15 protein-coding genes are annotated in these 13158 nt (G+C 68.8%); 8 read left to right on the top strand and 7 right to left on the bottom strand.

Annotated features, from left to right (window positions below; all coding sequences use genetic code 11):
- Positions 1 to 19: 19 nt before the first annotated feature.
- The 4 genes from D3226_RS05195 (at position 20) to D3226_RS05180 (ending at position 3975) form a co-directional block, all read left to right on the top strand.
- Positions 20 to 889 (top strand): arginase family protein, encoded by an 870-nt coding sequence (locus D3226_RS05195; RefSeq protein ID WP_337248897.1) that lies wholly within the window; start codon positions 20 to 22, stop codon positions 887 to 889.
- Positions 886 to 1239 carry a Fe-S oxidoreductase gene (locus D3226_RS05190; protein WP_202381289.1) on the top strand — a complete coding sequence of 118 codons (354 nt, stop codon included), beginning with the start codon at positions 886 to 888 and terminating at the stop codon, positions 1237 to 1239. Before D3226_RS05195 ends, D3226_RS05190 begins: the two co-directional genes overlap by 4 nt.
- A gap of 43 nt (positions 1240 to 1282) precedes the next feature.
- Positions 1283 to 2230: an alpha/beta fold hydrolase gene (locus tag D3226_RS05185; RefSeq protein WP_202381288.1), complete on the top strand. Its 948-nt coding sequence runs from the start codon at positions 1283 to 1285 to the stop codon at positions 2228 to 2230.
- Positions 2231 to 2373: 143 nt separating this feature from the next.
- Entirely contained in the window at positions 2374 to 3975 is a 1602-nt protein-coding gene (locus D3226_RS05180) for an ABC transporter substrate-binding protein (RefSeq protein WP_202381287.1), read from the top strand.
- Positions 3976 to 4030: 55 nt separating this feature from the next.
- Here D3226_RS05180 and D3226_RS05175 read toward each other — a convergent pair whose 3' ends face one another.
- A complete protein-coding gene (locus D3226_RS05175; protein ID WP_202381286.1) occupies positions 4031 to 4273 on the bottom strand; it encodes a zf-HC2 domain-containing protein in 243 nt (80 codons plus the stop codon).
- Positions 4270 to 4902: a sigma-70 family RNA polymerase sigma factor gene (locus tag D3226_RS05170; RefSeq protein WP_202381285.1), complete on the bottom strand. Its 633-nt coding sequence runs from the start codon at positions 4900 to 4902 to the stop codon at positions 4270 to 4272. The genes D3226_RS05175 and D3226_RS05170 overlap by 4 nt, the downstream gene beginning before the upstream one ends.
- An 82-nt stretch (positions 4903 to 4984) precedes the next feature.
- On the opposite strand from D3226_RS05170, the gene aroA reads away from it, so the two are divergent.
- From aroA to bcp, 3 genes are read left to right on the top strand one after another with little or no spacing between them, the layout of a single operon-like run.
- A complete protein-coding gene (aroA, locus tag D3226_RS05165; protein ID WP_202381284.1) occupies positions 4985 to 6493 on the top strand; it encodes a 3-phosphoshikimate 1-carboxyvinyltransferase in 1509 nt (502 codons plus the stop codon).
- A 2-nt stretch (positions 6494 to 6495) separates the two neighbouring features.
- A complete protein-coding gene (rsgA, locus tag D3226_RS05160) occupies positions 6496 to 7554 on the top strand; it encodes a ribosome small subunit-dependent GTPase A (RefSeq protein WP_202381283.1) in 1059 nt (352 codons plus the stop codon).
- A 17-nt stretch (positions 7555 to 7571) separates the two neighbouring features.
- Positions 7572 to 8054, top strand: a complete 483-nt coding sequence (bcp, locus tag D3226_RS05155) for a thioredoxin-dependent thiol peroxidase (RefSeq protein ID WP_202381282.1) — start codon at positions 7572 to 7574, stop codon at positions 8052 to 8054.
- Positions 8055 to 8085: 31 nt separating this feature from the next.
- Here bcp and D3226_RS05150 read toward each other — a convergent pair whose 3' ends face one another.
- A complete protein-coding gene (locus D3226_RS05150) occupies positions 8086 to 8499 on the bottom strand; it encodes a hypothetical protein (RefSeq protein WP_202381281.1) in 414 nt (137 codons plus the stop codon).
- A 196-nt stretch (positions 8500 to 8695) separates the two neighbouring features.
- Between D3226_RS05150 and D3226_RS05145 the strand changes: the two genes are divergently transcribed.
- Entirely contained in the window at positions 8696 to 8944 is a 249-nt protein-coding gene (locus D3226_RS05145; protein ID WP_010156721.1) for a WhiB family transcriptional regulator, read from the top strand.
- 210 nt (positions 8945 to 9154) lie between these two features.
- On the opposite strand, the gene D3226_RS05140 is transcribed toward D3226_RS05145, so the two are convergent.
- The 4 genes from D3226_RS05140 to D3226_RS05125 form a co-directional block, all read right to left on the bottom strand.
- A complete protein-coding gene (locus D3226_RS05140) occupies positions 9155 to 9496 on the bottom strand; it encodes a PLD nuclease N-terminal domain-containing protein (RefSeq protein WP_237462480.1) in 342 nt (113 codons plus the stop codon).
- A 129-nt stretch (positions 9497 to 9625) separates the two neighbouring features.
- Positions 9626 to 11047, bottom strand: a complete 1422-nt coding sequence (gene argG, locus D3226_RS05135; RefSeq protein ID WP_202381279.1) for an argininosuccinate synthase — start codon at positions 11045 to 11047, stop codon at positions 9626 to 9628.
- Between the two features lie 143 nt (positions 11048 to 11190).
- Positions 11191 to 12240, bottom strand: a complete 1050-nt coding sequence (locus tag D3226_RS05130) for a malate dehydrogenase (protein WP_202381278.1) — start codon at positions 12238 to 12240, stop codon at positions 11191 to 11193.
- On the bottom strand, positions 12240 to 13079 hold the full coding sequence (locus D3226_RS05125; protein ID WP_202381277.1) for an aldo/keto reductase: 840 nt from the start codon (positions 13077 to 13079) through the stop codon (positions 12240 to 12242). The genes D3226_RS05130 and D3226_RS05125 overlap by 1 nt, the downstream gene beginning before the upstream one ends.
- Between the last annotated feature and the right edge of the window lie 79 nt (positions 13080 to 13158).

Raw genomic sequence — 13158 nt, 5'->3', positions numbered from 1 at the left:
CACGTGCAGGAGGTCCCCGGTGTCCAAGCCAGCATTTCTTGTGATCCCGCAGTGGCAGGGCTCGCCCTCGTCACGCGCCATGCGCCTCGTCGAGGGTGCGGAACTACTCCGGGAGGACTTGCCGCCGAGCGCGCGCGTCGACGTCCCCGTTCCGCTCGAGGCGGGCGACGCACTCGGCACCCCCATCGCGCGACTCAGCAGCCTCGTGCAGGCGCGCGCCGCGGCGCGCGAGGCCATCACCGCGAGTTCGGCGCGCGGATTTGGCACGCCGATCCTGCTCGGCGGCGACTGCGCGTCTTCCCTCGCGGGGCTCGAGCACGCGACCGCGCAGCGCGCCACAGATGAGCGGCTCGCAGTGCTGTGGTTTGACGCCCATCCCGACCTGCAGCACCCGAGCACTTCGCCTTCGGGCGCCGCGTCGGGGATGACGCTCAGGCACGCGCTCGGTGACGGCGCACCCGACCTCGCGCTCCCGGAGCCCATCCCATCCGCTTCGGTGCACCTCGTCGGCGCTCGCGCCTTCGATCCCGAGGAGTTTGCCGAGGCGGAGGCGCGCAGCATTCGCAGGCTCACCCCAGACGCGGATCCCGCAGCCTTCGCGGAGCAACTCGTCGCCGCGGTCGATGGCGCCACCCGGCTCTATGTGCACATCGATCTGGACGTCCTCGACCCGGCCGAGTTCGCGTCCGTGCACACACCCGTGCCGTTCGGCCTCACCCTCGCGCAACTGACCGCGGGAATTCGCGCAGCGGTGGCGGCCGTGCCACTCGCGGGCGCTGCAATCTGTGAGTTCGCGCCGGCGTCCCGCGACGCCGCCGCGGCAGACCTGCCGAGCGTGCTGCGCGTGCTGGGGGCGCTCACCTCAGCGCTTCCGCGGGGCGCCGCATGAGCCGCCGCCCGCTCCCCTTCGCGCGGCTCGGCCACGCGTACGCAACCGCCGTCGGCTTTGTGTGGGGACTCATTTGGAGCACCGGCAAGATCGAGCGTTACGAGGGGCTCTGGGTGTTCTCCGGAATGCCGAAGTGGACCTTTGGCCGCGGCGGGGTCTGCGTGGGCTCGTGCTACCTCACCGACCGGAACACGCGCCCCGCGGTGCTGCGCCACGAGCTCGTGCACCGCGAGCAGTGGCGCCACTACGGGCTGGCGCTGCCGTTCCTGTATGCGCTCGCGGGGCGCGATCCCCTGCACAACCGCTTCGAGGTGGAAGCCGGGCTGCGCGACGGCGGCTACATCCGCTGACACTCACCCGGGACAGACACCACGTGGCTCGTAGACTGTGCCCATGACGACCACCGCAGCTCAGGATCCCGAGTTCCGCTTCCTCCCGGGCGACGCAGCACGCGTGGGCCGCACGTCGGCGCTGCCTACCGTCGCTCGGGTGTCCGCACGCGTGAGCGAGGAGCGCACACTGAGCGCGCTGTCGTTCGATGCCCCATCTCCCCCCGAGCTCGTGGCGTTGCACGGCGCCGGGCTCAACGCGCACAGTTTTGACCCCTTGTTCCTCGCGCTCGGCGTGCCCGCGCTCGCCCTGGACCTGCCCGGCCACGGGCGCAGCGATTGGCGCGCGGACGGCGACTACCGCCCAGATCACCTCGCCGGCGACGTCGAGGCGGCACTCGAACAGCTCGCCCCCGCGCCGGTCGTGCTGCTCGGCCACTCGCTGGGCGGGCTCACCGCCGCGCTGGTTGCCGCGGCCCGGCCTGAGCTCGTGCGCGCCCTCGTCATCGTGGACATCACCCCGGAAGTCTCACCGCAGCGCGACGCGGGCAGCATCACCGAGTTTATTCGCGGGCAGCGCGACTTCGGGAGCGTTGAGGAGATCGTCGACCGCGCCATCGCGTTCGGCATTGGCTCCGATCGCACCGCACTGACGCGCGGGGTGACCCTGAACACCCGGACGCGCGCTGACGGCCGGCTCGAGTGGACGCACCACCTCGCGCACCTGCCGGAGCTGATGCCCGGGGACCCCGCGCTCGAAGACCCCCAGCCGTACGCACCGATCTGGGCGTCGCTGCAGACCGTGAACGTTCCGATCCTGCTCGTTCGCGCGTCGCACGGCCTGATTTCCCCCGCGCTCGAGGCCGAATGGCAGGAACAGCTGCCCGATGCTCGTGTCACGACGGTGTCCGGTCCGCACAATCTGCACGAGGCCGCACCGACCGAGCTTGCCGCGGTGGTCGCGCCGGTGCTGCGTGAGTCTGCTGCCGCCGCGCAGAGCGGCCCGAGGTAACAACCCTGCAACAAGGCTCGTCTCAGGTGGAGTCGGTGCGGGCCGCGGCGTAGTCTCGGTCACCGATGCTCGCGCAGGGCCGCGCGTGGAATCGCCGTCTGTTGTGCCGCGACCCCGCGTGTTTGACCTGAGGAGTCCCTCCCGTGCCTGAAAGCCCTTTGCCCGATGCTGCCGTGCCCGCGCACGAGCGCGCCGGCACGCGCACGACGACGCGAGCGCGGCGTCGCACGCGCGGCCGCGGCCTTGCCGGAGCGCTGGTTCTCGCACTGGGCCTCGGCGCCATCGGGATGGGGGCGTTCGCGCTCGCGCGCCCGAGCGGCGCTGCAACCGCGGCAGCGCACATCGGCGTGATCCTTGAGCCGACCAGCCTCGATGTGCGACGCACCCCCGGGGTGGCGAGCGGGCAGTTGCTCATCGACAACGTGTACCAGGGACTTGTTGGGGTGCGATCCGGATCAGTGTCCGAGATCGTTCCCGTGCTCGCGACCGCGCTCCCCGAGGTGAGCGCCGACGGCCGCGAATACACCTTCACCCTGCACCGCGGCGTCCGTTTTCACTCGGGCGACACCCTCACCGCGGATGATGTCGTGGCATCGCTCCGCGAGACGCTCACGACCGAGCAGGTCGGCTTCACGCCCCGGGAGATCGCTCGGCTCGGCAAGCGCACCGTCAAGATCACGCTCGCCGAGCCGAATCGGGAGCTCATGCGCGCACTCGCGGGGGCGCCCGGGGTCATCGTGCGCGCGGAGGAGACCGGCCCGCAAGATCCTGGGAGCAGCACCGAAGACGTGACGAGCACCGCCAATGGCACGGGGCCGTATCGCCTCGGCGAATGGCAGCGCGGCGATCACCTGACCCTCACCAAAAACGCCAGCTACTGGGGCGAGCCCGCCACCCTCGACACGGCCGAGTTCCGCTTCCTCACGCAGGGACGCGACGCGGTGCAGGCTCTGAAGTCGGGCGAGGTCGACGTGCACACGGCTTTGCTCCCCTCGCTGCGCGAAGAGTTCGCGGGAAATCCGGAGTTCACGCTGGCGCGGGCCGCGGGCCCCGACGTGTTCACCCTCGCGTTCAACTCGGCGAAGGCGCCACTCTCAGATCCGCGGGTGCGCACCGCGCTCAGCCGAGCAATCAACACCGACGCGATCATCGCGTCCCAAAACGGGGACGGTGCGCCGCTCGGCGGCCCCATCTCCGCGGGCGAGCCCGGCTACGCCGACCTCACCGCAATCAACGCGTACGATCCGTCGTCGGCGAAGCAGCTGCTCAGCGAAGCCGGGCAAGAGAATTTAAACCTGACGCTCGCGGTTCCCGCGCACTACGACGCGGCACCGCTCGATCTTCTGAAGAGCCAGTTCTCCGCCGTCGGGGTCGCGCTCACCGTGCAACAGCTCGATTTTCCCACGTGGCTCGAGCAGGTCTACACGAACCACGACTACCAGCTGAGCTACGTCGATCACGCGGAGGTCGACACGCTCGCGAGCTACGCGAAGCCCGATTCATACCTCGGGTACGACAGTGCGTTCGTGCAGGATCGCTTCGCCGCTTCCGCCGCGACAACCGATGCGGCGGAGGCCGCCCGGCTTCGCGCTGAGGCGGCGGAACGCGTCGCCCAAGACGCGCCGGCGAAGTGGCTGTACAACTACACCCCGACGAACGTGATCGCGCGACAGGTCTCAGGCTTCCCCGCCGCCAACACAAACGCGCGCATCAACCTTGCCGGCGTGACGGTCGCCGCGCACTAGGCAGCGGCATCGCACCTGGCGCCGCTTCGTCGAACGCCCCCCGACGCCTCTGTCGCTACTCCGCGCGGAGCCCCTGCAGGATCGCATTCCGCAAATCGACGGGAGCCGCGTTCTCGCGCTCTTCCTCGCAGGCACGACGGACGACCTCGGTCAGGCGGAGGCACACGCTCTGCTCGTTCTGGCAGCCGGCGCACGTCTCGATGTGCTCACGGATCGGCGCGGACTCCTCCGCGCACAGCTCACCGCGGAGCAGCTCGTAGAGGTTCGCCTTCGCCTTCTCGCAACCGCAGTCGCTCATGACGCGTCTCCCTTCGCTGTTGTTGCCGCAGTGGTCTTCTTCGCAGGCTTCGTATTGAGTCCAACGCCTTGCTCGCGTGCGTATTCCCCCAGCGACTTTCGCAGTCGCGCGCGGCCGCGATGAAGCCGGCTCATCACGGTGCCGATCGGCACCGCAGCGATGTCCGCGATCTCCTGGTAGCTGAAGCCCTCAACGTCCGCGAGGTAGACCGCCATGCGAAAATCCTCGGGCAGCGCGTTCAGCGCATCGGTGACCACGGTGTCGGGTGTGCGGTCTATCGCCTCAGCCTCAGCGGAGCGCGACGACATGGCCGTGGTCGATTCAGCGCCGCCCAGTTGCCAGTCTTCGAGCTCTTCAACGACACCGAGGTGCGGCTCGCGCTGCTTCTTCCGGTACGTGTTGATGTACGCGTTCGTCATGATCCGGTACAGCCAGGCCTTGAGGTTCGTTCCCTCTTCGAACGACGCGAACGCCGCAAACGCTTTCGCGAAGGTCTCCTGCACGAGATCCTGCGCGTCCGGCGGGTTGCGCGTCATCTTCATGGCGGCCCCATACAGCTGGTCCAGCAGCGGGAGCGCCTCGTCGGTGAAGCGCTGCTCGAGCTTCGCCTGGGATCCGGTATCAGTCACGTTCCCGATCCTAGCGGGGCAAGCTCAAAGCATCGGGGATCCCGCGCCACCCGCCCAGCGCAGCCGGGTAGACTCGGTGGGGATGCTGATAGGAAAGATGAACCCGGGCAAGGACGGCGATGAGGCGCGCTCCGGCGATGCCCTGCCGGAGACAATCCCGCACTGGCCCGCCCCGCACGGCACGAACGCGCTGAACGCGCACTTCGCGCTGCCCGGCTCGAAGTCGCTCACCGGGCGCGAGCTGATTCTCGCAGCGCTCGCGGACGGTCCCGGCACGCTGCGCGCGCCGCTGCATTCCCGCGACTCCGCGCTGATGGTCGAGGCGCTTCGCGCGCTCGGCACCGAGATCACAGAGCTGCCGAGCAAGAACCCCTTCGGTGCAGACTTCCGAGTGGTTCCCGCGCCCGAGTTGACCGGCTCGACGAGCATCGAGTGCGGCCTCGCCGGCACCGTGATGCGGTTCGTTCCCCCGCTCGCTGCGCTCGCGCTCGGCCCCGTCGCGTTCGACGGCGATCCGTACGCGCGCAAGCGTCCCATGCGGCCACTGCTTGACGCGCTGCGCGCGCTGGGCGCGGACGTTGCCGACGAGGGGCGCGGTGCGCTGCCCTTCACCGTGCACGGCGCAGGCGCGCTGCACGGCGGCCGGGTGGAGATCGACGCCTCACTCTCCAGCCAGTTCGTCTCCGCGCTGCTCCTCGCGGGCCCTCGTTTCACCGAGGGTGTGCACGTGGTGCACACGGGTGAGCGGCTGCCGAGCGTGCCGCACATCGAGATGACCCTCGCCGCGCTTCGAGCACGCGGCGTCGACGCCTCGTCCCCAGCTCCCGGCGAGTGGCGAGTGGCGCCCGGACCGATCGGCGCGCTTGACACGACGATTGAACCAGACCTCTCGAACGCCGCGCCGTTCCTCGCGGCCGCGCTCGTCACGGGTGGCCGCGTGACCATCTCGGATTGGCCTGCTTCGACCACGCAGGTGGGCGACCAGCTCCGCACGCTGCTCCCCGCGTTCGGTGCGGAGATCACGGTCGCCGCCGATGGTGCGGTGACGGCGCACGGCGACGGCGTGCTGCGCGGCGTGCACCTCGACATTCCCGAGGCCGGCGAGCTCGCCCCTACGCTGATCGGTCTTGCCGCGCTCGCCGCACACGGCAGCGACGGCACCGACGGTGTCGCGAGCGAGATCACGGGCATCGGGCACATCCGGCATCATGAGACCGACCGCATTGCGGCGCTCGTTGCGGAAATCCGTGGGCTCGGCGGCGACGCCGAAGAGCTGCCCGATGGCATTCGGGTCTCCCCCGCCGCGCTGCACGGTGGCGTCTGGCAGAGCTACGCCGACCACCGCATGGCGACGACGGGCGCGCTGATCGGGCTGCGTGTTCCGGGTGTCGAGGTCGAAGACATTGCGTGCACGAGCAAGACGCTGCCCGAATTCCCGGAACTCTGGCAGCGCATGCTCGGCATCGGCGCCGCCACCGAGGGCGAGATGATCGACGCGGTCGCGGTGATGGGTGTCGAGGGAGTGCAGGCCGCGAGTCCACTCCTCGGTGGGCTCGGCCGCGCCGCGCGCTCCTTCCTCGAGGGGCTATAGACGTGAGCTGGTTGCTCCCTGACGACGACGAGGATGTGCCGTACGGCGAGTACGCAGACCACCGTGTGCGTGAACGCCCAAATCCGAAAGCGAATCGGCCGCGCACCAAGCGTCGACCCGACCACGACGACGCGATCGTCGGCATGGTGACGGGCGTGGACCGCGGTCGCTACGCGGTGCTCGTGCCCGCGGGCGCCGACCCCGAAGACCCGCGCGAGCGCGAGATCGTGGCCGCGCGGGCGCGTGAGCTCCGCCGCACCCCGATCGTCATCGGCGATCGCGCGCAACTTGTCGGTGACACGAGTGGGGACGAGGGCAGCCTTGCGCGCATCGTCGGCCTTGACGAGCGCCGCACTCTCCTCCGCAGAAGCGCAGACGACAGCGACACCGTTGAGCGGGTCATGGTCGCGAACGCCGACCAGATGCTCATCGTCATCGCCGCCGCGAACCCAGAACCGCGTGTGCGTCTCGTGGATCGCTACCTCGTCGCTGCCTACGATGCTGGGATTCAGCCGCTCCTGTGCATCACGAAGGTGGACCTCGCGGATCCCGATCCGTTTCTCGCGCACTTCGCCGCGCTGGAGGTTCCCGTCTTCCGCTCCGCTCGCGGCGCTGAGCCACTCGCCGAGATTCGCGCGGAGCTTGCAGGGAAGACCACCGTATTCGTGGGCCACTCGGGGGTCGGCAAGTCAACCCTCATCAACGCGCTCGTGCCGGAGGCAGAGCGCGCGACCGGTCACGTCAACGAGGTCACGGGGCGCGGTCGGCATACCTCGTCGTCGTCGGTGGCGCTGCGTGCGGCGACTCCGGGCGCAGCGGGGGGCGAGACCGGCTGGGTCATCGACACCCCGGGTGTGCGCTCGTTCGGGCTCGGGCACGTGACGAGCGACGGCATTCTGCGCGGCTTCACCGATCTCGCGGAGCTCATCGAGCGCTGCCCGCGCGGCTGCACGCACCAGGAGGACGCCCCCGACTGCGAGCTCGACGCGGCAATCGCCGACGGCCGTCTCGACGAGCTCGGTGCGCTGCGCGTGGAGTCACTCCGCCGCCTCCTGAAGTAGCTCGCTAGGCTGGGGACATGACTGAACGCGTGATCCTCGAGCCCGGCCAGCCCGCACCCGACTTCGCACTCCCTGACCAAGATGGGGTGACCCGCTCCCTCGCCGACTACCGCGGCGAGAAGGTCGTGCTCTTCGTGTATCCGCAGGCGATGACCCCCGCGTGCACGAGGGAGGCGTGCGAGTTCCAGGAGTCCGTTGCCCCGCTCGCCTCGGCCGGCTACCGGGTGCTCGGCCTGTCACGCGACGAGGTCGAGCGCCAGCGTCGCTTCGCGGATCGCGATGGCCTCGAGTACCCGCTGCTCAGCGACCCCGACACGAGCGTGCACCGCGCGTACGGCGCATACGGGGAGAAGAACAGCTACGGCCGCATCATCGAGGGTGTGATTCGCTCCACCTTCGTCATCGACGAGCAGGGACGCATCGAGCACGCGCTCTACAACATCAAGGCAACCGGGCACGTCGCCCGTGTGCTCAAGCTGCTCGGGATCACCGCGGCCTAACCGCGGCGCTCCCGCCGGCGTGACGCCCTCGCTAGCCCTGCGGCTCAGCGGGGGCGTCTGGCTTTGCGAGCACCGCGGCAACGAATCCGGCGAGCGCAAGCACCAGCAATTCGAGGCCGAGCACCGTCTGCGGTCCGAGCAGCCCCTGGAGGATGCCCGTCGCCGCTGCGAACAACAGCACATGAATGGTGATGGCAGAGCCGCGCACCCAGCTCGCGCGGTGCTTCCACGCACCCCACGCGGTCGCCGCGATCCACACCCACCAGATCACGACCGCGAGAAGCAGGCTGAGCCGGCTGCCGAGCGGTTCTCCCGCCGACGCAAAGAACCCAACGACGACGTTCCAGAGCAGCCAGGCGCCACCCACCACCTCGAGCAGCAGCACAATTCGGAGCGCGACCCACCCGGCCCGTGTCGGGAGGTGATCAGCGGGTGTCGCGTTCATTTCGGCTCTCTTTCTCAGTGATTGCAAATTGACTATTGATTTGCATTCATTTCCGTGGAACTATATATTCCGTCGAGTTTCGCGCACACCGACGTGAGCATTCTCAGCCACGTATTCAGGTTACGGTGGCGCGAATTCTAGGCTATCCGGTCTCTTTCGAATTCGTGCGCCCAGCGTTGCACATAAGGAGATCATCATGGATTGGCGTGAACAGGCCGCGTGCCTCACAGTGGACCCCGAGCTTTTCTTCCCGGTCGGAAACACTGGCCCGGCAGTTGAGCAGATCGAGCGCGCCAAGTCGGTCTGCGCCCGCTGCACCGTCACCGAGATGTGCCTCCAGTACGCCATGGACACCGGCCAGGATTCCGGCGTGTGGGGTGGCCTGAGCGAGGATGAGCGTCGCGCGCTGAAGCGCCGCGCTGCTCGCGCACGCCGCGCCTCCTAGCCTTCAGCGCGCGAGACTCGCAGCCCCGCGCTGCACGCAGCAGGTCCCGGTACTCCCTCGGAGTGCCGGGACCTGCTGCGTTTCCACGGCTGCTCAACGACAGCTCTACGGCGCTACCGGCCCCACAGCGTGATCAGCGCGGCGACACGGTTGGCTTCCCTGGACGGGGGCAGGGAACTTCACGGTGTGCCCTACCCGCGCGCAGCGAAGCTACCCTTGCGCGGAAGTGGTGGGCTCGGCGAGCGCGGGCTCGGCCTGCTGCGCCGGGGCCTCGCGACGCCGGCGTCCGCGCGCGAGCAGGTACACGCCGGCACCAAAGAACGGGAACATCAGGATCACGGCAATCCATAGGAAGAACTCCGTGAGCGACACCTCGTCCTGCCGCTTCACGAGCAGCACGAGCGCCCACACCGCGAGGCTGAGGAACGCCACCGCGATAGCCGAGAACGCGATGTCGTACCCCGTCGGCAGCAGCGGGTTCGGGCTCGGTGTCTCGGACATGACGGCCGCAGGGACGACGGCCAATTCAGTCAACGCGCTCAACGTAGTCATGGGGGTCACGGCTCTCAAATCTCGGTGTCGCGGGCATGGGCGCGCTGCACACAGCGAAGCGCCCCCGCACCAAGAATAGTGCGGGGGCGCTTCGATGCCCAGGTCGGCCCGAATTCCGGGCCGGGGTGCTTAGTCGGTGCCGGCGTCGAACGCGGCGGAGAGGCCGAGCACGTCGCCCTCCTCGCTGATGCCGGTCACGGCGTCCGCGATCTCGGCAGCGCCGCCCTTCTCGAGCTCGCCCACGAGGTCAGCAACCGCGCCGCCAACCATGCCCATCTGCGCGTACTGCTCGAGGCGCTGACGCGAGTCGGCGATGTCGAGGTTGCGCATGGTGAGCTGGCCGATCCGGTCCTCGGGGCCGAACGCTGCACCCACGGTGCGCTCCATGGAGAGCTTCTCGGGGTGGTAGCTGAGGTTCGGGCCCTCAGTGTTGAGGATGGTGTAGTCGTCACCGCGACGCAGGCGCAGGGTGACCTCACCCGTAACCGCGGAACCGACCCAGCGCTGCAGCGACTCGCGCAGCATGAGCGCCTGCGGGTCGAGCCAGCGGCCCTCGTACATCAGGCGACCGAGGCGGCGACCATCGGTGTGGTAGCTCGCGAGGGTGTCCTCGTTGTGGATGGCGTTGACGAGCCGCTCGTACGTGATGTGGAGCAGCGCCATGCCGGGAGCCTCGTAGATGCCACGCGACTTCGCCTCGATGATGCGGTTCTCGATCTGGTCGGAGACGCCGAGACCGTGGCGACCACCAATGGCGTTTGCCTCGAACACGAGCGCGACGGGGTCGGAGTACTCGACACCGTTGATCGCGACGGGGCGGCCCGCCTCAAAGCGCACCGACACCTCCTCGGTGGCAACCTCAACGTCGTCACGCCATGCGGCGACACCCATGATGGGCTCCACCACGTCAAGGCCAGCGTTCAGGAACTCGAGCGTCTTCGCCTCGTGCGTCGCGCCCCAGATGTTCGCGTCGGTCGAGTACGCCTTCTCGGTCGAGTCGCGGTACGGGTAGCCGTGCTCAACGAGCCACTCGCTCATCTCGTGACGGCCGCCGAGCTCGGTGACGAAGTCAGCGTCGAGCCACGGCTTGTAGATGCGCAGCGCCGGGTTGGCCATGAGGCCGTAGCGGTAGAAGCGCTCGATGTCGTTGCCCTTGTAGGTGGAGCCGTCGCCCCAGATATCGACGCCGTCTTCCTTCATCGCGCGAACGAGCAGCGTGCCGGTGACGGCACGGCCGAGCGGCGTGGTGTTGAAGTACGTCTTGCCGCCCGAGCGCACGTTGAATGCGCCGGTCTGCAGTGCAACGAAGCCCTCCTCAACAAGGGGTCGCTTTGCGTCGACGTGACGGGCGATCTCGGCGCCGTACTCCTTCGCACGACCGGCAACGCCGTCAATGTCGGGCTCGTCGTACTGACCGATATCAGCGGTGTAGGTGCAGGGCACGGCGCCCTTTTCGCGCATCCACGCGACCGCGCACGACGTGTCGAGACCACCGGAGAAGGCGATGCCGACGCGCTCGCCCACGGGAAGAGAAGAAAGAACCTTGGACATACTTCTATCCTAGGGCGCGCGCGAGGCCAGGAAGTACGAGACGGTGGCCCAGAGGCGGCTTTTCTCGGAACGGCAGCCCCTCGCGGGGGCAGAACGGTGGATCGTGCGGGCGAATAGGCTCGCCCGCACGATCCTGTTCGGAGCTATTCGCTGGGGATCAGTCCCAGCGCCTCCACCTGATCGCGTTCGGCGACCAGCTCCGCGACTGAGGCGTCGATCCGCGCGCGTGAGAACGCGTCGATCTCCAGGCCGTCGACGACCTCCCAGCGCGCGGGCTCACCGCCCGCGTCCCCCGCGGAGCGCACGGGAACAGAAGCGATAATTCCTTCCGGGATGCCGTAGTGCCCGGTCGACGGCAGTGCCGCGGAGGTCCAGGCTCCCGTCGTCCCGCCAGATGCAGGCGAGGCGTCGGTGCCCAGCACCCAGTCGCGCACATGATCGATCGCGGCGTTCGCGGCCGACGCAACCGACGAGCCGCCGCGCACCTCGATGATCTCAGCGCCGCGGTTGGCTACCCGCTCAATGTAGGCGCCGCGGCCCCACTCAGCCCCGACCGCGTCAAGCGCGGGGCGCCCAGCGACCGTGGCGTGACTGAGGTCTGGATACTGCGTGGTCGAGTGATTCCCCCAGATCGTCACACCCGCGACATCAGCCACCGCCGCGTCTGCGCGCTCGGCGAGCAACCCCACCGCGCGGTTGTGGTCGAGCCGGGTGAGCGCGGTGAAGCGCTCCGCGGGCACATCGGGCGCGTTGCGCTGCGCGATGAGCGCGTTCGTGTTCGCGGGATTACCGACCACGAGCACGCGCACATCGTCTGCCGCGTGATCGTTGATCGCGCGGCCCTGCGGCCCAAAAATCGCGCCGTTTGCGGCCAGCAGATCCGCGCGCTCCATCCCAGCGGTACGCGGACGCGAACCCACGAGCAGGGCGATGTTCGTGCCCGCAAAGCCCGCCGCGGCATCGGTTGCGATGTCGACCGAGGTGAGCAGCGGGAAGGCGCCGTCGACCAGCTCAAGCGCGGCGCCCTCAGCGGCCTGCACCCCCTGCGGAATCTCAAGCAAGCGAAGCGCCACGGGCTGCTCGGGTCCGAGCATCGCACCCGAGGCAATCCGGAACAGCGCGGCGTAGCCGATCTGCCCGCCGGCGCCCGTCACCGTGACGGTGATCGGCCGACGCGCCTCCCCGCCCGCCATCACTTGTTTCCGAACTCGCGGGGGTCGGGGCCGTAGTTACGGCCGTGCTCCAGCGCGGTGACGATCGCATGCTCGGTCTCCGTCAGTTCGAAGTCGAACAGCGCGGCATTCTCGACCATGCGCTCGCGGCGGCTCGTCTTCGGGAAGATGATCGTGCCGTTCTCAACGTGCCAGCGGAGCACCACCTGCGCGACGGACTTGCCGTGCGCCTCGGCGATCTCGACCAGGCGCGGCTGCGTCAGCAGGTCACTCTTGCCCTGCGCGAGCGGCCCCCAGGCCTCGAGCGCGATGCCGTTGCCGCGGCAGAACGCGGTGAGTTCCTGCCGCTGGTGCTCGGGGTGCAGCTCGATCTGGTTCACGGCGGGGAACTCGCCGGTTGCCTCGATGATGCGCGTGAGGTGCTCCACCTCGTGGTTGGAGACGCCAGCGGAGGTGGTGAGCCCCGCCTCGCGGAGGTCGAGCACCTGCTCCCACGCGGTCACATATGTGTCCTGGCTCGGCACCGGCCAGTGCACGAGGTAGAGGTCAACGCTGTCGAGACCGAGCTTCTCGAGGCTCTCCTCGAGTGCCGCGCGGGCATCGGTCTGACGGTCGTTCCACAGCTTCGTCGTGACGTAGAGCTCGTCGCGCGGGATCCCGCTCTTCGCGATTGCGGCACCCACCTCCGCCTCGTTCCCGTAGATCGCGGCGGTGTCGATGTGGCGGTACCCCACCTCGAGCGCTTCGGAAACCACTCGTTCAGTCTCGCCCGGCTCGACAAGGAACACCCCAAGACCCACCTGCGGGATCTGGCTTCCGTCGTTCAGCTCAATGGTCGGAATCGGCAGTGCGGTCGTCATCAAATCTCCCATCCGGTGATGCGTACATGCGGCAGTCTACGCCCGGGGAGCCACCCGCAGGCTGGGCCTGAAATAATGG

Origin of the sequence: Leucobacter chromiireducens subsp. chromiireducens, from assembly GCF_016758255.1 — a bacterium.
Taxonomy (GTDB): domain Bacteria; phylum Actinomycetota; class Actinomycetes; order Actinomycetales; family Microbacteriaceae; genus Leucobacter; species Leucobacter chromiireducens.
This window is presented reverse-complemented; position numbering and strand designations above follow the sequence as displayed.